At 33.4% G+C, this 24,288-nt stretch carries 22 protein-coding genes; 13 read left to right on the top strand and 9 right to left on the bottom strand.

The annotated features are described in order from the left end of the window. Positions 1 to 7 precede the first annotated feature (7 nt). A complete protein-coding gene (locus HNV08_RS05285; protein ID WP_173280117.1) occupies positions 8 to 445 on the top strand; it encodes a hypothetical protein in 438 nt (145 codons plus the stop codon). Between the two features lie 30 nt (positions 446 to 475). Here HNV08_RS05285 and lipB read toward each other — a convergent pair whose 3' ends face one another. Genes lipB through HNV08_RS05270 form a run of 3 tightly spaced genes read right to left on the bottom strand, consistent with a single transcriptional unit; the run spans position 476 to position 2,197 of the window. Next, the gene (gene lipB, locus HNV08_RS05280) at positions 476 to 1,174 is read right to left on the bottom strand and encodes a lipoyl(octanoyl) transferase LipB (protein WP_173280116.1); all 699 of its coding nucleotides are present in this window, start codon (positions 1,172 to 1,174) and stop codon (positions 476 to 478) included. A gap of 3 nt (positions 1,175 to 1,177) precedes the next feature. After that, positions 1,178 to 1,984: a hypothetical protein gene (locus HNV08_RS05275; RefSeq protein ID WP_173280115.1), complete on the bottom strand. Its 807-nt coding sequence runs from the start codon at positions 1,982 to 1,984 to the stop codon at positions 1,178 to 1,180. A gap of 54 nt (positions 1,985 to 2,038) precedes the next feature. Continuing rightward, on the bottom strand, positions 2,039 to 2,197 hold the full coding sequence (locus HNV08_RS05270; protein ID WP_173280114.1) for a YqaE/Pmp3 family membrane protein: 159 nt from the start codon (positions 2,195 to 2,197) through the stop codon (positions 2,039 to 2,041). A 110-nt stretch (positions 2,198 to 2,307) separates the two neighbouring features. Between HNV08_RS05270 and HNV08_RS05265 the strand changes: the two genes are divergently transcribed. The 6 genes from HNV08_RS05265 (at position 2,308) to HNV08_RS05240 (ending at position 10,403) form a co-directional block, all read left to right on the top strand. After that, complete coding sequence (locus HNV08_RS05265) at positions 2,308 to 3,363, top strand: response regulator transcription factor (protein ID WP_173280113.1); 1,056 nt, start codon at positions 2,308 to 2,310, stop codon at positions 3,361 to 3,363. A gap of 109 nt (positions 3,364 to 3,472) precedes the next feature. Beyond that, the gene (locus HNV08_RS05260; RefSeq protein WP_173280112.1) at positions 3,473 to 3,880 is read left to right on the top strand and encodes a DUF1573 domain-containing protein; all 408 of its coding nucleotides are present in this window, start codon (positions 3,473 to 3,475) and stop codon (positions 3,878 to 3,880) included. 145 nt (positions 3,881 to 4,025) lie between these two features. Beyond that, positions 4,026 to 4,913, top strand: coding sequence for a TlpA family protein disulfide reductase (locus HNV08_RS05255; protein ID WP_173280111.1), 888 nt, complete (start codon positions 4,026 to 4,028; stop codon positions 4,911 to 4,913). Between the two features lie 82 nt (positions 4,914 to 4,995). Continuing rightward, on the top strand, positions 4,996 to 6,684 hold the full coding sequence (gene lysS, locus HNV08_RS05250) for a lysine--tRNA ligase (RefSeq protein WP_173280110.1): 1,689 nt from the start codon (positions 4,996 to 4,998) through the stop codon (positions 6,682 to 6,684). Positions 6,685 to 6,833: 149 nt separating this feature from the next. Beyond that, positions 6,834 to 7,826: a hypothetical protein gene (locus HNV08_RS05245; RefSeq protein ID WP_241697179.1), complete on the top strand. Its 993-nt coding sequence runs from the start codon at positions 6,834 to 6,836 to the stop codon at positions 7,824 to 7,826. A gap of 93 nt (positions 7,827 to 7,919) precedes the next feature. Beyond that, positions 7,920 to 10,403, top strand: a complete 2,484-nt coding sequence (locus HNV08_RS05240) for a zinc-dependent metalloprotease (protein ID WP_317170209.1) — start codon at positions 7,920 to 7,922, stop codon at positions 10,401 to 10,403. Positions 10,404 to 10,473: 70 nt separating this feature from the next. Here HNV08_RS05240 and HNV08_RS05235 read toward each other — a convergent pair whose 3' ends face one another. Both HNV08_RS05235 and yiaA read right to left on the bottom strand, forming a co-directional pair. After that, a complete protein-coding gene (locus HNV08_RS05235) occupies positions 10,474 to 11,169 on the bottom strand; it encodes a CPBP family intramembrane glutamic endopeptidase (protein ID WP_173280109.1) in 696 nt (231 codons plus the stop codon). Positions 11,170 to 11,243: 74 nt separating this feature from the next. Then, positions 11,244 to 11,735, bottom strand: coding sequence for an inner membrane protein YiaA (gene yiaA / locus HNV08_RS05230; protein ID WP_173280108.1), 492 nt, complete (start codon positions 11,733 to 11,735; stop codon positions 11,244 to 11,246). A 151-nt stretch (positions 11,736 to 11,886) separates the two neighbouring features. Here yiaA and HNV08_RS05225 point away from each other — a divergent pair, with 151 nt between their 5' ends. The 3 genes from HNV08_RS05225 to HNV08_RS05215 all read left to right on the top strand — a co-directional run bounded on the left by HNV08_RS05225 (position 11,887) and on the right by HNV08_RS05215 (position 14,387). Next, positions 11,887 to 13,389: a hypothetical protein gene (locus HNV08_RS05225; RefSeq protein WP_173280107.1), complete on the top strand. Its 1,503-nt coding sequence runs from the start codon at positions 11,887 to 11,889 to the stop codon at positions 13,387 to 13,389. A gap of 83 nt (positions 13,390 to 13,472) precedes the next feature. Beyond that, the gene (locus tag HNV08_RS05220) at positions 13,473 to 13,940 is read left to right on the top strand and encodes a hypothetical protein (RefSeq protein ID WP_173280106.1); all 468 of its coding nucleotides are present in this window, start codon (positions 13,473 to 13,475) and stop codon (positions 13,938 to 13,940) included. A gap of 102 nt (positions 13,941 to 14,042) precedes the next feature. Next, positions 14,043 to 14,387, top strand: a complete 345-nt coding sequence (locus HNV08_RS05215; protein ID WP_173280105.1) for an Rcat domain-containing protein — start codon at positions 14,043 to 14,045, stop codon at positions 14,385 to 14,387. A 29-nt stretch (positions 14,388 to 14,416) separates the two neighbouring features. Here the strand turns inward: HNV08_RS05215 and hemL are convergent, their stop codons facing one another. The 3 genes from hemL to HNV08_RS05200 are packed head-to-tail and all read right to left on the bottom strand — an operon-like array spanning position 14,417 to position 17,443. Further along, the gene (gene hemL, locus HNV08_RS05210; protein WP_173280104.1) at positions 14,417 to 15,703 is read right to left on the bottom strand and encodes a glutamate-1-semialdehyde 2,1-aminomutase; all 1,287 of its coding nucleotides are present in this window, start codon (positions 15,701 to 15,703) and stop codon (positions 14,417 to 14,419) included. A 3-nt stretch (positions 15,704 to 15,706) separates the two neighbouring features. Next, positions 15,707 to 16,543, bottom strand: a complete 837-nt coding sequence (locus HNV08_RS05205) for a glucosaminidase domain-containing protein (RefSeq protein WP_173280103.1) — start codon at positions 16,541 to 16,543, stop codon at positions 15,707 to 15,709. A 3-nt stretch (positions 16,544 to 16,546) separates the two neighbouring features. Continuing rightward, positions 16,547 to 17,443, bottom strand: coding sequence for a 1-aminocyclopropane-1-carboxylate deaminase/D-cysteine desulfhydrase (locus HNV08_RS05200; protein ID WP_173280102.1), 897 nt, complete (start codon positions 17,441 to 17,443; stop codon positions 16,547 to 16,549). Positions 17,444 to 17,689: 246 nt separating this feature from the next. Between HNV08_RS05200 and HNV08_RS05195 the strand changes: the two genes are divergently transcribed. Further along, positions 17,690 to 21,742, top strand: a complete 4,053-nt coding sequence (locus HNV08_RS05195) for a T9SS type A sorting domain-containing protein (protein ID WP_173280101.1) — start codon at positions 17,690 to 17,692, stop codon at positions 21,740 to 21,742. On the opposite strand, the gene HNV08_RS05190 is transcribed toward HNV08_RS05195, so the two are convergent. Continuing rightward, entirely contained in the window at positions 21,736 to 22,065 is a 330-nt protein-coding gene (locus HNV08_RS05190; protein ID WP_173280100.1) for a hypothetical protein, read from the bottom strand. The genes HNV08_RS05195 and HNV08_RS05190 overlap by 7 nt on opposite strands. Before the next feature lie 49 nt (positions 22,066 to 22,114). Between HNV08_RS05190 and HNV08_RS05185 the strand changes: the two genes are divergently transcribed. After that, a complete protein-coding gene (locus HNV08_RS05185) occupies positions 22,115 to 22,276 on the top strand; it encodes a DUF5522 domain-containing protein (RefSeq protein ID WP_173280099.1) in 162 nt (53 codons plus the stop codon). Further along, positions 22,276 to 24,285, top strand: a complete 2,010-nt coding sequence (locus tag HNV08_RS05180) for a urocanate hydratase (RefSeq protein ID WP_173280098.1) — start codon at positions 22,276 to 22,278, stop codon at positions 24,283 to 24,285. The genes HNV08_RS05185 and HNV08_RS05180 overlap by 1 nt, the downstream gene beginning before the upstream one ends. Positions 24,286 to 24,288 lie beyond the last annotated feature (3 nt).

Genomic DNA, 24,288 nt, shown 5'->3' with positions numbered 1-24,288 from the left:
TTTAAACATGAAAAAAATACTCTTATTCTCGCTATTTTCTCTAATAAATATAAGTTTATATGCTCAAGAAAAACATCTCAAAGATGTTAAGGAAACACAAGAGTTGTCAGACAAAGTAGTTTCTTTATTTTATCAAAATAAAATATCTGAAGCCTTTGACGCATTAGCGCCTTATTGGCCAATGCCAGAAAATGAACTGACTACAATTGAAGGCAAAACAATAAAATATATTAATATTATAGAGCAGAGATTTGGCCAATCTATTGGAAATTTAAAAATTAAAAACGAAACAATATCAGACATTGCTATACGCGAAACTTACATTATTAGATATGCAAATAGTGCTATTAGATTAATTTTCACTTATTACAAAAATGACAATGGATGGATCGTAAATGCTTTTAAATGGGATGATTCATTTGAAGAAGAATTTAAAGCAGATTAATCCTTAGTCAAGACAATAGATTTACAAAAACTAAACAAAATCAGCTTCAAAAAGCACTTCAAAATGCTTCAAAATTTTAGCTTTTACTTCAACTTCATCAACAACATCAACTCCCAATTCGTTATTTAAAGTTGTCACTGCTTTGCCACGAATACCACATGGAATAATATTATCAAAATAACCCAAATCTGCATTAACATTAAGCGCAAAACCATGCATTGTTACCCAACGACTTGCTCTTACGCCCAAGGCGCAAATTTTACGAGCAAAAGGCGTACCTACATCTAACCACACACCTGTTTCACCTGGACTTCGTTCAGTTGTTAAACCATATTCTGCCAACGTAAGGATTATAACTTCCTCTAAAAACCGTAAGTACTTATGGATATCTGTAAAGAAATTATCGAGATCTAAAATAGGATAACCAACAATTTGTCCTGGTCCATGATATGTAATATCACCTCCTCTATTTATCTTGTAAAACGTCGCATGCTTTTCTTTAAGTTGAGTTTCGGTAAGTAATAAATTTGATAAATCACCACTTTTTCCAAGCGTGTAAACATGTGGATGTTCTACAAACAGAAAATGATTATCAGTGACCAAGCCTGCATCTTCTCTTCTATTTTTAATTTTCGTTTCTAAAATAGCTTTAAAAAGCGTCTCTTGGTAATCCCAAGTTTCCTTAAAGTCTTTAGTTCCTAAATCTTTAAGTTGTATAGTCTTATTCAAATCTTAATCCTCTAAAACAACATCTAAATTCATTACAGTTTCATCCTTATTAATTTCGCTCCAAGCGACCTTATAATGTACTGTTTTACCATCTTCAGATACCGTTGCATTTGCATTTGAAACTGATTTTACTTTTCTTGGAAAGGTGTAAGTCAAAGTATAAAATGCGCCTGCAAAAATCTCTTCAAATTGCATTTCAATTTGTTTTCCAAAATCACTTTCACCAGTTGCTTCATCGTCACCTTCTACAGCTTCAGTTTCGTCTTCAGTTTTCTTAATAAGTGATGCTGGTTGTACTCTACTAAAAGTATTATTTACAAACGTATAATTCACTTCTTCTACCTTAGTTAACTCGTCCATTTGATCCTCTGGCGCAGCTTCACCTTCACTTCCAATGTCCTTCACTATTCCAAAAGCTTCATCCATTTGGTCGTTAATTGTTTTTAAATCCTTCACAGATTGAAAAGGTTTTGTCATAGAAAATTCAAATACCTTATTAGCCTCATCCATATTTACATGTACAATCATTCCTTTTAACTTCTCTAACTTAGCTCGTTCCTCTACAGATAATGTCGCAATACTATCCATATGAGTTTTAAATAAATCACTAAAAACTATAGTAGTATCCATTTTCTTCATTTCAGATTCTGGTTTTGTTGGACCTTGAGAGCCTGCAATTTGCATCATTGGAGACAAATCAAAAGACGACTTATATTCACCTGCCATATTTTCTTTAAAAACTATAGATTCTGTAACATTGCAACTTGTAATAAACACTAATACGGAAAGTAATAAGACAACTTTTTTCATTTTCTACACCTATTTTATTTTAATTCATTACAAAGATAACTAAAATGTATGTTGTTACCGTTTTGGGTTATTCAAAATAATTAAGGCTGCTATGACTCCAGGCACCCAACCGCAAATCCACAATAAAAATGTAATAAAGATGGAGCCACAGCCTTTGTCAAAAACAGCTAAAGGTGGAAAAATAATAGATAAAATAACACGCCAGATACTCATAATTTGTTTTTTGATTTGATGTACATATAGGACATTGATTCTAATAGATTGTTACATTTTTTATGAATTCATCCTATTGAAATCACATTAAAATTATGTAGTTTCGTTCTATGCGAATCATAATTCTTTTCGTCTTTTTAACCGTCTCATTCGTTTGTAAAGCGCAATATTCATTTTCTGGCTATACAAATCCTGAAGAATGGGAACGATCAGTATACCTTTCTATTGTAGAAGATTACAGAAAAATGGAAGGTGTACACTCCGAACAAATTATAGCAAAAACGACTGCAGATTCTACTGGGTATTTTGAATTTAAAGGCAACATGCTCGATATTGAAAACCGTATATATCGCATTCATGTAGATCGTTGTTCTGAAAACCAACAAGACATTAATCATTTTAACGGCCATTGTAATGACAGTGAAGCCTTGTTGTTTATCGCAAAAAACACCGATTCCTTAACATTACCATTTTCCTTTGGCAATCAAATATTTTGCGCAGTAGAATCTAACAACCCAAAAGCCAATGCGTTTTTAAAAATAGATTCTTTAAAAAACGAAATGCGTTTTGCCTATAGTGAGTTTAGAAGCGAAGCCAACCGCAAATTAAATAACAAAAAATGGTTTAAATCCCTTCAGAAATTTGGTGCAACTTTAAATGAACCCTTAGCAGAATTATATATCTACAGTTACTTATCTGATAGAAGTAGTGATTTACACAGCTACTACGTTGAAGATTTAAAGCACAACAACTATTACGACGAACTCTTAACTAGACTCAAAAATCATTATCCAAACACATCGTACACTACCCAATATGCCAACGAGCTAGCTGCAGATCATTATATGCTGACTCCAAATTCTGAAAAAACGTCTTCCTTTTGGCAAATAGCACTAGGTCTTATTTTAGGACTTTCCATTCTTTTAAACCTATTTTTCTTATTCCGAATCTGGAAAGAAAAAACATCAAAAATTGAAGATTTAAAAGCCAAATTATCAAAACAAGAGCAAGTCGTTTTAGAACATTTACTCATGGATAAAACCAATAAAGACATTGCAGAATCACTTTTTTTAAGTGTAAGTACAGTAAAAACACATACCAACAACATCTACAAAAAATTAAACGTACAATCTAGAGATGACGCAAAATCACTGTTTACTAGATAGTTACAAAATTACAACCTGGTACTAGTACCGATTTCCAACCTTGTTTTATCTAAAAAGACCTCTAAATACTTGATGTTTGCTTTCATATAAATCATAAACATATTTTATCATGAAACGAAAATTAAACATGGCATTCTTATTAGTTTTTACTTTAAGCTTTTTTAGCGTAGCACCAACCGAATTTGATAAATACGACACTAAAGTGGCTATTATGAAATTTGAAACAGAGGTTATAAACTACGGAACTATTATTCAGAATTCCGAAGGGAAACGACTATTCACTTTTACAAACACTGGCGATGCGCCTTTATTTATTACTAAAGTAAAAACAAGCTGTGGTTGCACAGTACCCAATTACTCAAAAGCTCCAATTCAGCCAGGCGACCAAGGCGAATTAGAAATTAAGTACGACACAAAAAGATTAGGCGCTTTTACAAAGACCATTACAGTAATTTCTAATGCTGAAGGTGGCAACAAAATCTTGAAAATCAAAGGCAATATTGTAGCCGCTAAATAAGCTATATCTACATTAAAATCTAGCATCATACTTTATTCTAAGCTCGTTTCAACATCTTATTAGTTGATCGTTATATACTTTGAGATTAAGATACGAGCTCTGAATAATCTACATTTTTAATTCAGCATTTAAGCAAAACATCATCATGAAAACGAACATCATCACAATCATAATCACAGTGTTATTTACCTTTCAAATAAATGCACAACTCAACACAGAAATTATTGAAGAAGGCGAGACTCCTTTTCTATTAGGAAAAATAAACAAAGAAGGTTTAGAGGGCGAAAATTATAAGTCTTGGTTTACAACAAACTACGATAACTACGCACCCAATCCCGAGCTAATAGACAAAATATCTTCAGAATTAAAAGCCTATCACATTAAACTTTTTATGGGAACATGGTGTGGTGACAGCAAACAAGAAGTTCCTAAACTCTATAAGGTTTTAGAAGCATGCAATTTTCCAATGGAACAATTAACGGTAATTGCAGTTAGCCGAAAACCAGATATGTACAAACAAAGTCCTCAACATGAAGAAGCAGGCTTAAACATCCACAGAGTACCAACTATTATTTTTTACAAGAACAACACAGAAGTTAATAGAATCGTAGAACACCCAATTGACACTTTCGAAGCAGATATAGAACGTATAATAAGCTCTAACAATTACAAATCTAATTATCAAATTGTTACAATTGTTGATGCTATTTTAGCGCAAAAAGGTCATAAAGGCCTAAAAAGAAAACAAAAAAAATTATTAAAATCATTTAAAGATAAGGTCAGTAGCATGTATGCGCTTAATACCTATGGCAAAATTTTGTATAGTACCAACCGAATTGATGATGCCATCGCTGTATTTAATTTAAACACCAAACTATTTCCCGAAGAACCAAGATCACACATAACTTTAGCAAATTTGCTAAGTATTAATGATAATAAAGAAAAGGCGATAGAGGTGCTAAATAAAGCGCTAAAATTACTTCCCAACAACACGGATTTAAAAGAAAATTTAAAGCTTATAAAATCTAACTAAAAAGGACTCTTTAATTTTTGTAAAAATTGTAATTTTGCACCTGCTTACTACAAAACGAGTAAGCCATTAAAAAATAACAAGAATGCAACTTTCAGAACAAGAATTGGTAAGACGCCAAAAGTTAGACAAGCTACGTGCTTTAGGGATTAACCCTTATCCAGCGGATTTGTTTCCGGTAAATCAAACTTCTAAACAGATAAAATCTGACTTTGAAGAAGGTAAACAGGTTATTGTTGCTGGTCGTTTAATGGCAATTAACATTCAAGGAAAAGCCTCTTTTGCACAATTACAAGATAGCGAAGGTCGTATTCAAGTCTATTTTAATAGAGATGAAATTTGCGAAGGCGAAGACAAGTCGTTATACAATGATGTCTTTAAAAAATTACTCGATTTAGGAGATTTTGTTGGTATTGAGGGTACACTTTTCACAACGCAAGTGGGCGAAAAAACCGTAATGGTAAAAGATTTTAAACTTTTAAGCAAAGCCTTAAAACCCTTACCAATACCAAAGCAAAAAGATGGTGTTACTTATGATGCCTTTACAGACCCAGAATTAAGATACAGACAACGTTATGCCGATTTAGTAGTAAATCCACATGTAAAAGAAGTCTTTGTAAAGCGTACAAAATTATTTAATGCCATGCGTCAGTTTTTTAATGATGCTGGTTATTTTGAAGTAGAAACACCAGTTTTACAACCTATTCCTGGAGGAGCTGCAGCACGTCCGTTTATAACACATCATAATAGTTTAGATATTCCATTATACATGAGAATTGCTAACGAATTGTATTTAAAGCGATTAATCGTTGGTGGTTTTGATGGCGTTTATGAATTTTCTAAAAACTTCAGAAATGAAGGTATGGATAGAACGCATAATCCTGAGTTTACAGCCATGGAAATCTATGTATCTTACAAAGATTATAATTGGATGATGGATTTCTGTGAGCAACTTTTAGAACATTGTGCACTAGCAGTAAACGGCACATCTGAAGCCACTTTTGGAGAACACAAAATAAACTTTAAAGCGCCTTACAAGCGTATAACCATGCGCGATTCTATTTTAGAATTCACTGGTTTTGATATTTACAATAAGTCTGAAGATGAGATAAGAGCTGCTGCAAAAGGCATGCATATTGAAGTTGATGAGACTATGGGTAAAGGGAAATTAATTGATGAAATTTTTGGTGAGAAATGTGAAGGCAACTACATCCAACCAACTTTCATTACAGATTATCCTAAAGAGATGAGCCCTTTATGTAAAGAACATAGAGAAAACCCAGAATTAACTGAGCGTTTTGAACTTATGGTTTGTGGTAAAGAAATTGCAAACGCTTACTCAGAGTTAAATGACCCAATAGATCAACGCGAACGTTTTGAGCATCAACTAAAACTAGCTCAAAAAGGTGATGACGAAGCTACCGAGTTTATAGATCATGATTTCTTACGTGCGCTAGAATACGGAATGCCTCCTACATCTGGAATGGGAATTGGTATGGATCGTTTAATTATGTTCCTAACCAACAACCAGAGTATACAAGAAGTTTTATTCTTCCCACAAATGCGACCAGAAAAGAAAAAAGTAGACTTAAGTGATAACGAAAAAGCTATTCTTGACGTTTTAAAAACCGAGAAACGAATGGATTTAGTCGCTTTAAAATCACAGTCTGGTTTAAGTAACAAAGGTTGGGACAAAGGTATTAAAGGCCTAGGAAAACATGGCTTAACTAAAGTTGAAAAAACCGATGACGGTTTATTTGTAGAATTGGTATAATCTGCATTACCATTTCGTATAACATTGAAAAAAGAGGAACCATCCTAATAGATAGTTCCTCTTTTTTTTTTAGTAAACACCTTCAAATCGCTTAAATTTTAATTACTATTTCTTTTTTGTACATTAGCAAGAAACTGAAACATCAATCTATGTCAATTCAAAGGAAAAGTCTGTTAAGTCTTCTGCTTATTTTAGTTGTCCTTTTTTCTTGTGAAAAAGATGATTCTATAACACCTGTTGAAACTCCAAATGTGGTCGCTCAGTTTCAAACCAACCTCTCTGATCTTAACCTATTTCTTGGCGATTTAGACGAATTAAACATTACCGACAAGGCTTTTGAATACAACCTAAACACCACTTTATTTACAGACTACGCACACAAACAACGACTAATAGCCTTACCTGAAGGTACAAGCATGACGTTTGATGGCGACGGACTACCAATTTTTCCAGACAATACAGTAATCGCAAAAACGTTTTATTATAACGCAGATGAACGCGATTTGTCTTTAGGAAGAACCATAATTGAAACTCGAATTTTAATTAAACTTAACGGCATTTGGGAAACCGGAAATTACAAATGGAACACAGAGCAAACAGATGCCATTTTAGATAATACAGGAAGTGAATTGCCTGTTACGTGGATTAATGCAGATGGTATAAGTAACACTTCAAATTATAAAATACCATCAGATACCGATTGCTTTACATGTCATTCTAATAACGACAACATCTTACCTATTGGTCCTAAATTAAGATCAATGAATTTTGAAATTAATGGTGAAAATCAATTAGAAAAATTTATATCTAACCAACAATTATCAGGTGTTACTAGTAGTTCTGCTGTTAGAAGTCTCCCAAATTGGGAAGACACGTCACTTTCTTTAGATGTAAGAGCAAGGGCTTATATTGATATTAATTGTGCGCATTGCCATATTCCTGGAGGCAGTTGCGAAGATCAATCTACTTTAAATTTAGCTTTTGAAGTTCCGTTAGAAGACACTAACATCGTAGAACAAAGTGTGCTTATAGATTATAGAGTCTCTTTTTACTTAGATGGCATAAGTATGCCATACATTGGGACAACCATGAGACACACTGAAGGTTTAGATCTTATTCAAGAATACATGAACACTCTTTGAAAATCACGTTAAAAATATACTAAAATCAATAAAAAAATTAAAAGATTCTTAGCGAAAACCTTATTTTCATCAAAAATTTTTAAAAACCAACTTATTTTGAAACATTTATCCCTCAAACTACTCGTAGTAGTTTCAGCGTTTTTGGCATTTTCTTGCTCTACAGCTAAGAAAGCCGGAAAATCAAAAAATGCCACTGCAATGGCAAAGCCACCAGCAAAAAAACCTGGTAAAAACGATCCAAAACCTTACAACAAAGTCATTACAAAAGAAGCAAAAAGTGACAAAGGTTTATTTACAGTGCATACTGTAGATGACAAATTCTACTATGAAATTCCAGACTCTCTATTCAACAGAGAGATGTTAATGGTTACACGTATATCTAAAACAGCATCAGGCTTAGGATTTGGTGGTGGTAAGCAAAATGAGCAGGTACTACGTTGGGAGAAAAAAGGAAAAAAAGTAGTCTTACGAGTTGTATCTTACAATGTTGTTGCCGCAGATTCATTACCAGTAAATGAAGCTGTAAAAAATTCAAACTTCGAACCTGTACTGTTTACATTTCCAATTAAAGCGTATAGCAAAGACTCTACGAGTACAGTAATTGATGCTTCGCCTTTATTTGAAAAAGATGTTAAGTCTTTAGGATTACCTCAATTTAGAAGACGACCATATAAAGTTACACGTTTAGAGAGCGATAAATCATTTATTGAAAGCATTAAAAGTTACCCAACAAATATTGAAGCACGTCACGTAAAAACATATGCAGCTGGTTCTCCTCCATCTAATTGGAGCACAGGAAGTATTTCCATTGAAATTAATAATTCAATGATTTTATTACCAGAAAACCTTATGAAGCGTCGTTATTTTGATGAACGTGTAGGATGGTTTGCTAGAAGTCAAACAGATTACGGACAAGAAGACCAAAAGAGTAAGTCATTAACTTTTTTAGATCGTTGGAGACTAGAAGTTAAAGATGAAGACATTGAGAAATTTAAACGTGGAGAATTAGTTGTACCTAAAAAACAAATAGTTTACTACATTGATAGAGCGACACCTGTAAAATGGAGAAAATATATAAAGCAAGGAATTGAAGATTGGCAGGTCGCTTTTGAGGCAGCAGGTTTTAAAGATGCAATTATTGCTAAAGATGCACCAACTGTAGAGGAAGATCCAGAATGGAGTCCGGAAGATGCACGTTACTCAGTAGTACGTTATCTAGCATCTCCTATTCCTAATGCAAATGGCCCTCATGTAAGCGATCCTAGAACTGGTGAAATCTTAGAAAGTGATATCAACTGGTACCATAACGTTATGTCATTATTACGTGGTTGGTTCTTTGTACAAACTGCAGCGATAAATCCAGACGCACAAAGTCCTCAGTTTAAGGATGAAGTTATGGGACGTTTAATTCGTTTTGTATCTTCTCACGAGGTTGGTCACACTTTAGGTTTACCACATAATATGGGATCTAGTGTTGCATATCCTGTAGAGAAATTACGTGATGCAGAATTCACTAAAAAATATGGTACTGCACCATCAATTATGGATTACGCACGTTTTAATTATATAGCACAACCAGGAGATGAAGGTGTTGCTTTAATGCCAGACATTGGCGTTTATGACAAATATGCCATTGCTTGGGGTTACAAACCAATTTTAGACAAATCTGCTGAAGAAGAAAAGCCAATCTTAAATCAGTGGATTATGGAACATGCTGGTGACCCAATGTACCGTTTTGGACACCAACAAGCTGGTGATGTTGTAGATCCAAGTTCACAAACAGAAGATTTGGGTGATAATGCAATGTTAGCAAGTGAATATGGAATTAAAAACCTTAAGCGTATTGTACCAAACCTAATAGAATGGACAACGGAAGCAGGAGAGGATTATGACGATTTAAATGAAATGTATGGTCACGTAATTTCTCAGTTTAATCGTTATATGGGACACGTCGCTAATAATATTGGTGGTGTTTATGAGCATTATAAAGTAGCCGATCAAGAAGGTGCTGTTTATACTGCTGTACCAAAAGCGCACCAAAAGGAAGCGATGCAATTTATTCAAGAAAATCTATTTGAAACGCCTGAGTGGTTAATTGACAAAGCTATCTTTGACCGTATAGAGTTTTCTGGATCTATAGAACGTGTAAGAGCATTACAATCTAGAACCTTAAATAATATTATGAGTTTAGGTAAAATGCAACGTTTAACAGAAGCACATACCTACGACAGTAAAGCGTATGCTTTACCTGATATGATGAAAGATCTTCGTTTAGGTGTATGGAGCGAATTGCGTAACGGTAAAAAAATTGATACCTATAGAAGAAACCTACAAAGAGCTCATATAGATAGATTAGAGTATTTAATGACGGCTAAAAACCAAAGTGGCAGATCTCGTAGTCCTTATATAAAAGCGACTGCTGTTAACACAAGCCAATCAGATATTAGAGCTGTCGTTAGAGCAGAGTTAAAATCTTTAAGAAGTTCTTTACGAGCTGCTAGAGGTGGCGACTCTATGAGTAGAATTCATATAGCTGATGCTATTGAGCGAATTAACCTTATTTTAGATCCTAAATAAGATTAAAACGTATTATTATAACTAAAAGGCTTCAAGATAACTTGAAGCCTTTTTCTATTCTTACACTCTATTAATTTAAAAATTTTAAGAATACATCTGAAAATGGATCTTGATTAACTACTGTATAATAAAACAATGCACCTAGCCAGCCATGAAATAATCCTAACGCATATAAATTCTTTATTTTTAAATACACATAACCATAAAATAGCGCTATTATAAAAGTACCTGTCATTAACCAAACCGATGGATAATGAACAACAGAGAACAAAATGGCTGTAATAAATATAATTGTGGCTTTTTTAATTCTAAGTTTCTTCAAGCTATTTAGATTTCCGGCTACAATTCCAATAGTCAGCAATTGCTGTACAATTCCCCAAATAGGATACGTTATTAAAAGTGGCAAAATATGCCATGTCATGTTTATTGTTCCTTGTATATATCCAATAACAAAAAAAGTTAAAACCGAAACGATAGCAAAAGGTAGCATGAGTTTAATTGCAGATTTAAAATTATCTGTTCTAAATCCCCAATCTTTAAGAACCATTTTATCTTTTCTGTATCGATACAACACGTATATCGACCATAACATAATGATTACAATGACATAAGCCAATCTATAATTAAGATAGTCTACACAAATAAATTTGCAAATAGCAGTAATGAAAACAGCTATAATTTCGCAAATCCTAACTTTGTCAGTTGTTGGTCTGGTGAGTTTTATATTATAAAACTCAACTAAAAAATTTGTAAGTCTTTGTTTCATGCTAATATAAATTTAAAACCTCGTAATAGTATTAATTACGAGGCTTTGGGTTACTAACTAACCTATCATCAAAACTAATCTTCGTTTTCTTTAGTTTCTAATTCAGTATTTATATAAGCTACATCACGCGTGTTCTTTTGTACAGCAATTGCTGCGAACAGACTCAAAGTAAAAGACATGGCATAAAATCCTTTTTCACTGAGTTCTAAAGAGGCATTCCAAAGACCAATAGCTAACAAAACAATTGATGCTATGGATGTAAACCAACTAATACCATAATACATTTCGGTAACCTGAATGCCTTCCAATTTATCTCTTACTGCCTTTTGTACAGAGATAACCGAAAATAAGCCAAATAATAAAATGGTAAAATAATAGCCTTTCTCATTGAGTTCCATGTTGGCATTCCATAGACCAACGCAGTATGCAACCATACCAATAAACACTGCAGACCACGACGCACCAATAAATGCAGGTGTTGGTTTGTGATTATATACCTTTTTTACATTCTTCTTTGCTTTTACTTTTTCTTCGTCTTTTAATGAGACTGTTGTTTGATAATTCATAATGTTTTGTTTTAATGATTATGAGGCAAATCTCGAATTAATTAGAAGATACAAAAAACCAAAATCTAACAAAAACTGATGATATATTTTATTATATTTATTAAATACATACTATTTTTAGTACATTTTACTATTTATTAATGACGATTAAATGATAGAAATAAAATCAATTATAGACACGTTTTCTTTAGAAGATCAACAAAAGTTCATCAATTACCTGCAACAAAGAAACAAACGAAGAGACACCAAAAACATTCAATTATTTAAACTCTTATCAAACACTGATTTGAGCTCAAAAACAATTTGTCAACACATATATAAGGTAGATCACAGCAATGCTTACCATGCTTTGCGCAAACGATTATTTCAATCATTAATCGATTTTACTGCGAACAAAAACCTAGAAGACGAGAATTCCATAGATATGCAGATTGTGAAATATATTTTAGCTGCTAGAACGTTTCTCCTTCAAAACAACTTTACAATTGCTTATAAAGTTTTAAACAAAGCAGAACAATTGGCCGATGAACATTTACTCTTTCCGATGCTTAACGAAATCTATCATACACAAATTCAATATGCACCAAACTTCCCCAAAATAGATTTAGATGCAATAATTGTTAAACAACAAGAAAATCGGAAAAAACATCAGTTAGAAGACCAGCTTAATATAGTCTATGCCAAATTAAAATCAGTATTAAATCATATAGCATATCAAGGAAACGTTATAAATTTTGAATTAGAGCTCGAAACAATTCTGAAAGAACACAGCATTAAGATAGATACTTCACTTTCATTTAAATCCCTATATCAAATCTTGGCTATTGCACATATATCTGCATTAGTAACCACCAAATATTACTCAATTGAAAGTTTTGTTTTAAAAAGTTACAGCTTATTAAAGCAAAAAAAGGAAACCGATAAACAACTTTTTTATCAAATACAAATAGTTTACATCATTGCAAACACCTTGTTTAGAAATAAAAAATTTGAATCTTCCTTATTCTATATTAAAGAGATGGAACAACTAATGCAACTCAAAAAGGGTAGTTATTTTAAGTCGTTTATTTTAAAGAAAACATTGGTTGAAGCCCTTAATCTTAATTACACTAACAAACAAGATGAAGCTATTTCTTTGGTAGAAAACATTATGTATAAAAAACATGATGATTTAGAATCACTTTTAGATCTGCGATTATCTTGTTTTATGTTTTACTTTCAGAACGCAGATTATACAAAAGCTAAATCAATTTCTTCTAAGTTTTATCATACTGATAAATGGTATATTGAAAAAGCTGGTATGGATTGGGTAATTAAAAAAAATGTAGCCGAGCTTTTACTATATATAGAATTAAGTGAGGATGATTTATTCTTTTCGAGATTAAAAAGCTTTAAAAGAAACTATTCTAGCTACTTAAAAAAAATAGGGCAAAAAAGAATTCTTACATTTTTAAAATTTGCAGAACAGTATTACCTAAATCCTAAAAACGTCACATCAGTTGAATTTAAGACAACCCTTGAAAATTCCTTCGAATGGGTTGCTATTGCCAAAGAAGATATTTTTGTTGTTAGTTTTTACGCATGGTTAAAAAGCAAAGTGAATAAGGAAAAACTATATCCAACCACACTACAACTATTACAGCCCAAATGTTAAATTCTTTGTTAAATCTCAATAATTCATTAAACGATTTAACAATAGTGATGTCTAAACAGATATAACATAAAAAATATAACAACATGAAAAAATTAGTAATCATTGCCATAGCATTAGTAACCTTAAATGGTTTTGCTCAAGAAAGAGGCGGAAAAAAAATGAGAAAAGAAAACAGATCTGAAATGCGAAAGGATATGACGCCTACAGACATCGCAGATTTAAAATCGAAACGATTAACGTTAAAATTAGATTTAACAGACGCACAACAAAAGAAAGTTCAAAAGCTGTTTTTAGAACAAGCTGAAACTCGACAAAAATTTAGAGATGCTCATAAGCCAAAAGATGGAGAAAAAAGAGAAAAACCTTCTCAAGAGGAATTTGTAAAAATGCAAAATCAAAGATTAGATCAGCAAATACAAATGAAGCGCAACATGAAATCAATCTTAACAGCAGAACAATATGCTAAGTTTGAAAAAATGAAACCTAGAGAACATAAAAAAAGAGGTAAAAGAGGGCAAAAAAGAGAAGGTAAACACGAAGAAAAGAGGTAAACTCACATTTAATCAATAAAAAAAGTATCGCTTAGTCGATACTTTTTTATTTTATTGAATAAAATTGTTACTTTAGTGACCAATTTAATTAAATAGTCCATAATGAAAAAGGTAATTACTCTATGTTTATTCGCATTTGCTTTGTTATTAGGTAGCCAAACTATGGTTGCACAAAACAGCAAATTAGAATTAATGAAAGAAATAAATGCAGCAGCAAATAAAAAAACTGAAGCATTAAGAAAATACGTAAAACTTACAAATGAACAACGTGATGAAATTTACGAAGCATTAAAAGTCTACGGACAGAATAGAGCTAATGTCGCAGACCAGCCTATTAACGAAGAAGATAATGCAAAAATTGAACAACAATTAAATGATAAAGTTCAAGCTATTTTATCTGATGAACAATATGAACGCTACAAAACATTTGTCGCTGAAAATGAATAAAAAAAAGCCTCGCAATGCGAGGCTTTTTTTTATAAAGTTTTTGCTACTTGCTCTACTGCAGCAATCGTTTCATTTAAATCTTCATAAGTTAAGGCATCAGTAATAAACCAAGTTTCAAAAGCACTTGGAGCAATATACACACCTGCCTCTAACATACCATGAAAGAATTTTTTAAAAGTCTCATTATTACCTTTTGCAGCAGAATCAAAATCTACTACTGCCGTCTCTGAAAAATGTACCGAGATCATAGAGCCAATTCTATTTATTGTAAAGATTACATTATTTTTATTTAATGCATTCTCAATTCCAGTATGTAAATATTTGGTCTTCTCTTCTAACCTATTCATTAAACCTTTATCAGCTTCTATTTCCTTTAACATAGCTAAACCTGCTGCCATAGCCAAAGGATTTCCGCTTAATGTCCCAGCCTGATACACAGGTCCCAAAGGTGCTAAATAATTCATTATTTCATTTCGAGACGCAAAAGCGCCAACAGGCAATCCACCTCCAACAACCTTACCAAAACAAACAATATCAGCTTTAATACCCTTTAGTTCTTGTACACCACCATTAGCAAGTCTAAATCCCGTCATTACCTCATCAAAAATCAATAAAATATTATTATCGTCACATAACATTCTTAAGCCTTCTAGAAAGCCATCCACGGGAGGAATACATCCCATGTTACCTGCAACTGGCTCTATAATAATCGCTGCTATTGTATTCTTATTAGCGTCTATGAGTTCTTTTACATTATCAATATCATTAAAGCGTGCAAGTAAAGTATCTTTAGCTGTACCTTCAGTAACACCAGGACTATTTGGTGTACCAAAAGTAATAGCACCACTTCCTGCTGCTATTAAAAACGAATCACTATGTCCATGATAACAACCTGCAAACTTTATTATTTTATCCTTTTTTGTAAAACCTCTAGCCAACCTAATTGCACTCATGCACGCTTCGGTACCCGAGTTCACAAAACGAATTTTATCTATGTTTGGCACCATTGAAACCGCCAATTCCGCAATCTTAGTTTCTATTTCTGTTGGCATCCCAAATGAAGTACCTTGCTTTGCTTTTTCAATTACCGCATCTACAACTGGCGGAAATGCATGACCTAACAACATTGGTCCCCAAGAATTTATGTAATCTATAAAACGGTTACCATCTTCATCAAATACATAGGCGCCTTTAGCAGATTTAGCAAAAATTGGAGATCCTCCAACAGCATTAAATGCTCTTACTGGTGAATTTACACCTCCTGGAATAACAGATTGCGCTTCTTTAAATAAAGCACTGCTTCTTTGATATAACATAAATTAATTTGGAATAATGAGTTGTTGACCTATAGTAAGATCATTCGATTTTAAATTGTTCTGCGCTTTTATCGCATCAACAGTTGTTTGGTATTTTCTTGATAACGAATATAAAGTATCACCCTTAGACACCACATGCTTTTTATACACTTCTTGCTTCTTTCTACCTTCAATGATCGTTGTAGATTTTCTATTAGCTCTTGTTCTCGTTCTTCCTAAAACTTCAGCATCATATTTATATAACTGATAGCGCTCTATTAAACTAATTAGCTTCTGTGGATATTTTACATCTGTAGCATAACCAGCCGATCTTAATCCTCTTGCCCAACCTTTATAATCGTCAGGTTTTAATTTAAAAAGGCTAGCATATCGCTTTCTTCCTGTTAAAAATTTAGAATGATCTTCATAAGACATTTCAACTTTTTTATATTTCCTGAAACATTCTTGCGATCGGTCATCATCGTGGTAAATTTTAGCACCTTTCCAGCCATGACATTTTATACCAAAATGATTATTAGCTTTTACTGCTAAACGACCTTTACCAACACCAGACTCTAATACACCTTGCGCTAAGGTTATACTGGCTGGTATTTTATGAGTTCTCATATTGTCTTTTGCGATTTCAGAATAAAGATCTAAATAAACCTCAACAGCACTACGAGTTCCATTGTCTGCAACTACGGGTTTTTCAATGGTTTCAGGTTTTTCATCAACAGTCTTTTCCTTTACTACAACTGTTTTTACCGGTTTTGTGATTTTCTTTTTGGTTACAATTCCTTTTTTAGGACCACAACTCATCACAGACAAAACAATTAAAAATATTATATTTTTTATTTTCATTTTTTATATTTCAATTAAAGGCAGGTTTTTACGTTTCAATATCTCATTTATACCACAAACACCTTTTAATCCACCAGTATGAACAACCAACACCCTAGACCCTTTCGGAAAATACGACTTATCAATTAAGTTAAATATTCCGAACATCATTTTACCTGTGTAAATTGGATCTAAAGGAATATTATATTCTTTTTTAAATGAATTAATAAACGAAATCAACTCTGGCTTTATTTTACCATACCCACCAAAATGATAATCAGTGATTAACTCCCAGTTATCTTGTTTTGCAAATTTACGAATATCTTGATTTAAAAAATCACCTTTTAACGCTGGAAAACCCAATATTTTTTGATTTTTATTTGAAGCATTAATAATACCTGCAATCGTTCCACCTGTACCTACAGGGCAACATACATACTCAAATTTTAGGTCTTCTAATTGCAATATTTCTTCACAACCCTTAATTGCTAAGTCGTTAGTTCCACCTTCAGGAACTAAGTAAAACGCTCCAAACTCATCCTTCAATTGATTAACAAACGTACTATTAGACTTCAACCTATATGCTTCTCTAGACACAAATTTAAATTTCATACCGTTAGATTTAGCTATGGTTAATGTTGGGTTTAACTCTGTTGCATGCCTCAATTCTTCTCCTCTAATTACTCCAATTGTTCTAAATCCGTATAGATTACCTGCATAAGCCAAAGCTGCAATATGGTTAGAAAAAGCGCCTCCAAAAGTTAGCAATGATTTTATTTTCAAGTCTTTTGCTTTTTCAATATTATATTTCAGCTTCCTAAATTTGTTTCCTGAAATTATGGGATGAATTAAATCTTCACGCTTAACTACAATTTCTGTTTCACCATAAAATATGGATTTCTGTTTAATGTTATTGCACATATCATTCATCCCACAAAGATAAGTAACACATTTCAATTAGTTATCTACAAATATTTGTAAGAGAAAACATATAAAATACAGTTTGTCGATGTTTTTAATCGTTTTATCGATAAAAAATTATTTTTTTTCTAAATTTTTTACTACACTTGTCCAGTTATTTTAACTATTAATCCAAATTAACGCATAGATTAAGCCAATTAATAACAATAGTAGTTCATTGTTATTAATATAAAAACCCTACTTGTTATGAAGAATATTTTACATTTTCTTTCTTTTAGTCTAACAAACAGTGTCAATAGACCAAATAAAAAATCACTATTCATTTTAGCGATAGGCATTTTACTATTGACAAGCGATTTTGCTCACGCACAATTACCTATTACTTACGACTCAAATGCTGATTTCCAAACTTGGACATCCAACGGAAATAGATCAGGTCGTTTTAATAACAGTAGTTGGTCTTGTTCAGATAGCTATTCATTATATACCAGAGGTAATGATACAAGCAGAAATGTTAATACGTCTCCAGAAATTGATTTACAAAGTTATAGCGAAGTCACTATTACTTTTTGTCATAAGGCTATAAATTTAGAAAATGGAGAAGGCTTTAGACTCCAATTTTATAATGGTTCCAATTGGTCTACGGTAAATACTTTTACTCTTGGTGATGAATTCACTAATCAGGGCGCTGGAAATGAACACACTTTATCCGCAACCATTACTGATGCCGCATTTTCTTTTGCAAATGATTCAAGATTCCGACTCTATGGAACCGCAAATAACAACAATGAATATAACTTTTTTGACGATATCACTATTACGGGAATATTAGGAACACCACCAAACGACTTATGCTCAAACGCTATTATGCTAACATCTGACACGAGTTGTAATCCTGTTACAGGTACAACCGTTAACGGAACACAGTCTCTACCTGGATGTGCTGGTACCGCAAATGATGACGTTTGGTATTCTTTTGTGGCTACAGGACCAGAACATACAATAACTGTAGATAGAATTAATATTTATGATATCGTATTTGAAGTATTTACAGGAGGTTGTAATGGCACCTCATTAGTCTGTGAAAATAGTACCTCAACAACAGAATCAGAAACCACAACCTTATTGGGTTTAACAACTGGCAGCACCTATTACATTAGAGTATATAGCAGATCGAGTAGTTCAAATCATGATGGAGGTTTTACTATATGCATTACAGAACCAATAATTCCACCACCATCAAATGACGATTGTTCTAATGCCATCTCATTAAATCCAGAAATAATCTGTACACCAACTATGGGCACCACTGTTGGGGGAACTCAATCTCTAACAGGATGTTCAGGTACAGCTAACGATGATGTTTGGTATTCTTTTGTGGCCGAAAGACCAGAACACACTATTATCGTTGAAAGATTATCTATTCTCGATATTGTATTCGAAGTTTTTATTGGTAGCTGTAATGGAACCTCTTTAGTTTGTGAAAACAGCACAGGCACATTAGAAGATGAAACTACGACATTAGTCGGTTTAAATGTTGGAACAACATATCTCATTAGGGTTTACAGCAGATCTAGTAGTACAAACCATAACGGTACATTTAACATATGTGTTCTTTTACCATGTGAAGCAACCAATGTATTAGGCACATCGAGCTTAGCTTGTCCTTCAGTGGATGCTGGTGGATTAGGTTCATCTGGCTCTGACGTCACAATTAATTGTTCTACTGGCAGCACACAATTAGTAGCTAACTACTTACAACTTGGTGAAACCACAGACTATGACGTAAATCAAATTACCTATAATCCGCCTTACCAGTTCGGCTGTTTGGCAAATCCTGTTAGTGTAAATGTTGATGATGTTTGGTCACCAGTTGTAAATTTACCTTTCGACTTTTGTTTTTATGGTAATACTTATGACTCATGTGTTATTGGCTCAAATGGTGTCATTTCTTTTAATGATGGTCTCGCCGGAAATGCTTCAGGATGGCAATTTACTGAAGATGTACCAACATTTAATAATACAACAGGTCGATACTATGGAGCCTCAATTTACGGCGTACATCATGATGTAGATCCAAGTGTTGGTGGAGAAATTGGCTATCAACTTATAACATTAGACACTGGTTGTAGAGCCTTGGTTGCTGCATGGAACGACGTTCCAATGTATGCAAACAATTCATTGAAATATACAGGAATGATTGTTCTATATGAAGATACTAATATAATTGAAGTATATATTGAGGAGAAAGTAGCACTTAATAGCTGGAACGATGGTAACGCATGTATAGGAATTCAAGCCAACTCAACGACAGGAAAAGCGGCTCCAAACAGAAATTCATCTGATGACAATTGGTCTACTACAAACGAAGCTTGGCGTTTTACACCGTCCGGAAATTCAATTACAACGCTTAAATGGTATGAAAATTCAATTTCAGCAGCTAACGAAATTATTGACTCAGATAATGATGGACAAATTGAAGTGAACCCTACAAAAACAACAACCTACTATGCAGAAGTAACCTACGATTTATGTTCTGGCGAAACTTTAGTCGAGTTAGACCCAACAACCGTAACCGTGGAAGGCAACAAAACATGGAACGGTTCTCAAAGTAATGCTTGGGAAGACCCAGATAATTGGACACCAGTTGGTGTACCAGAACTAACTAATTGTATTACCATACCTCCAACTTCAAGAGACCCAGCTATAGATAATGCTACTGATGGCACAGGTTATAATATGATAATACTAGATGATGCCAATTTGCTGCAAAGATCTAATTCTTCTCTAACCATAGAAGACAAAGTAACTATTGAACCAAACGCTAGTTTCAGAATTAGAAATAATGCGAGTCTAATACAAATAAATGATGTAGCTACGAATGAAAATACTGGTATTGCAGAAATAAGAAGAAGAGCTAATGGTCTAGGCGATTTAGATTATGTCTATTGGTCGTCCCCTGTAGAAGATTTTAACGTAACTTCTATATCTCCAGGATCACCTATCTCTACAATTTATAATTGGAATCCTACAGTAGCTAATGGAACTATTGGTGAACATGGAGCCTGGACAAATACAACAGAAAATATGATTTCTGGCAAAGGTTATATCGTCAGAGGATTAATATCTACACCAGCAACTAACCAAGCCGAATTTGTAGGCACATTAAATAATGGTCAAATTTCTTTTCCTATTTCTAGAGGCACATGGACTGGTGCTGATTATGCTGGCATTGGTAATATTGCTACAGCGCAAGACGACAACTGGAATTTATTAGGTAATCCATATCCATCTGCTATATCATTGACAGATTTTGTAACTGCAAATCCTACCATTGACGGTACGCTTTATTTTTGGAGACATATAGATCCAGCCACTACAGCAATTGATAATCCATTTTACGAAAATTATTCATATAATTATAATCCTGATAATTATCTCGCAGCAAATAGCTTAGGATCTACACCTGCAGGCTTCAATGGCTTTATTGCATCTGGTCAGGGATTCTTTGCATTAATGTTAGATTCTGCACCAACACCAAATAACGTATATTATAACAACACCATGCGTGGACTCTATCCTAATGATGATTTTTTTAGAAATTCTCCAGAAACCTCAAATGAAAAACATAGAATTTGGTTGGATTTTATTGATAATAATAATTCTGCAATTTCTACATTAATTGGTTTTGCAAACGGAGCATCTGATGACATAGATAGACTTTATGATGGGTTTCTAATCAACCAATCTAATACTCAATTCTATTCTCTAGAATCAGATAATAAATTGGCTATTCAAGGTAAAGCATTACCGTTTGATCAGTCAAAAACAATTCCTTTAGGTTATCAAATACCTACAGATGGTAATTACACCATAAGTTTAAATCAAGTTGATGGTTTATTTGAAAATACAAATCAAAACATTTACCTAGAAGACACAGAACTTAACACTATTCATGATTTAAGAGCAAATCCATACACATTTACGAGTAATGTAGGGACTTACAATGATCGATTTATTTTAAGGTTTACCAATCAAGCTCTAAGCATTAAAGATCAGGATATCATTTCTGATTTAGAAATTAGATCTATAGATAAGAACATAGAAACAACTTCTAACTTAAGCTCTATAAAAACATTCGAATTATTCGATTTAACAGGAAGAATTATTCATAAAAATCTTAATATAGACGACATGAGTTATAATATGCCAACTCACAATTTAAGCACAGGAGCTTATATCGTAAAGGTATCCTTAGACACAGGTACTGTAGTTACTAAAAAAATCGTTATTCAATAATACATATAGTTTATAAAGTTTAAAAATGGCCTTGATTTTAAATAATCGAGGTCTTTTTCATTTACATAAGCTTCACGTTCAAATGAAATATTTCTATAAGCCATATTCCAATTTCTATATGTCACTAATTTAATTAAAAACTCACCTAAATAGAGTATATAAAAAGGAATTACCAATAATTCTAACTGTTGCTTTAAATGAATTTTCTCATGGTTTATCAACGTTTTATTGTGCTTCAACCATTTTGAATTTAAAAACACAAAAGGAAATACGGTTATTCCTAGATAACCGCGTGGTACTAAATGTTTGGATATAATAATCATACTACTTAGCAATTCAAAAATCACACCAAATTGCATTATCTTTGTGTCTATGAAGAAATTCGTCCCAATTGAAGATGGAGACTACTATCTCACACCAGAAGGTTACCGTTGTTTCACAGAACAATATCATTTAAAGCGCGGCTATTGCTGCGAAAGCGGTTGCAGACATTGCCCTTATGGCTTCAATAAAAATAAATTAAAAAAAAAGTAATGCAGGCATCAAAATTATCATTTAAAGATCAAATCCTAGAAGGCATTCCAGATATATTACCAGCACTAAAATCTTACGATAAAACCATAAACCATGCACCTAAACGTAAAGCTATCTTATCTTCTGATGAAGAAAAACTTGCTTTAAAAAATGCCTTGCGTTATTTCGACAAAAAACACCATAAAACGTTACTACCAGAGTTTAAACACGAATTAAAAACCTACGGTAGAATTTACATGTATAGACTACGCCCAGATTATAAGTTGTACGCAAGACCAATTGAAGCATATCCTGCGCAATCACAGCAAGCCGCAGCTATAATGTTAATGATTCAGAATAATTTAGATCACGCCGTTGCGCAACATCCACATGAATTAATTACTTATGGAGGAAATGGCGCTGTGTTTTCTAACTGGGCACAATATAGATTAACCATGAAGTATTTGGCCGAGATGAATAACGAACAAACCTTAGTTATGTATTCTGGTCATCCAATGGGCTTATTCCCTTCGCATAAAGAAGCACCAAGAGTTGTTGTTACGAACGGCATGATGATTCCTAATTACTCTCAACCTGACGATTGGGAAAAATATAATGCCTTAGGCGTAACACAATATGGTCAAATGACTGCAGGCAGTTATATGTATATTGGGCCACAAGGCATCGTACATGGCACCACAATCACAGTACTTAATGGTTTTAGAAAAATAGGAAAATCTCCTAAGGGGAATCTATTTGTTACCTCAGGTTTAGGAGGCATGTCTGGAGCGCAACCAAAAGCAGGAAATATAGCCGGATGCATCACTGTATGTGCCGAAGTTAACCCTAAAATTACTCAAGTTAGATTAGACCAAGGCTGGATTGACGAAAAAATCACTGATTTAGATGAATTAGTTTTCCGTGTTAATAGAGCAAAATCTGAAAAAGAAACTATTTCTATTGCGTACCTTGGTAATGTGGTTGATGTTTGGGAAAAGTTTGATGAGGCTAAAATTCATATTGACTTAGGTAGTGATCAAACTTCGCTACACAATCCTTGGGCTGGTGGTTATTATCCTGCAGATCTTTCTTTTGAAGAAGCTAATGCACTAATGTCAAATGACCCTAAATTGTTTAAAGAAAAAGTACAAGAATCTCTCCGCAGGCATGCAACTGCTATAAATAAGCACACTAAGAAAGGAACCTATTTTTTTGATTACGGTAATGCTTTTCTATTAGAAGCTTCTAGAGCTGGCGCTGATATCATGTCGGATAATCCAACTATAGGTCGAGAATTTAAATACCCTAGTTATGTGCAAGATATAATGGGACCAATGTGTTTTGATTTTGGTTTTGGACCATTTAGATGGGTTTGCGCATCTGGTAATCCCCAAGATCTAGCGAAAACCGATAAAATAGCCTGTGAGGTTTTAGAGAAAATCATGAAAAGTTCTCCTAAAGAGATTCAACAGCAAATGGCCGATAATATTCAGTGGATTAAAGGTGCACAAGACAACAAATTAGTCGTTGGTTCTCAAGCGCGAATTCTATATGCAGATGCAGAAGGTCGTACAAAAATTGCAGAAGCTTTTAATAATGCCATTAAAAAAGGGGACATAGGATATGTAATTCTTGGAAGAGACCACCACGACGTATCAGGTACCGACTCTCCATATAGAGAGACGAGTAACATTTATGATGGCTCGCGTTTCACTTCAGACATGGCCATTCATAATGTTATTGGAGATAGCTTTAGAGGGGCTACTTGGGTGAGCATACACAATGGCGGAGGCGTTGGTTGGGGCGAAGTGATTAATGGCGGATTTGGCATGGTTCTTGATGGAAGTAAAGAATCATCTAAACGATTAAAACAAATGTTATTTTGGGATGTAAACAACGGTATTTCTAGACGAAGCTGGGCTAGAAATGAAGGGGCTATGTTTGCCATAAAACGCGCAATGGAAATAGAGCCTAACTTAAAAATAACATTACCCAATATTGTAGATGACCATTTATTAAACGAAGTTTAACTA

This window comes from Winogradskyella eckloniae, assembly GCF_013249045.1.
In the GTDB taxonomy this organism is placed as follows: Bacteria; Bacteroidota; Bacteroidia; order Flavobacteriales; family Flavobacteriaceae; genus Winogradskyella; species Winogradskyella eckloniae.
Note: the sequence above shows the minus strand (reverse complement) of the source record. Positions and strands in the feature narration are given on the sequence as shown.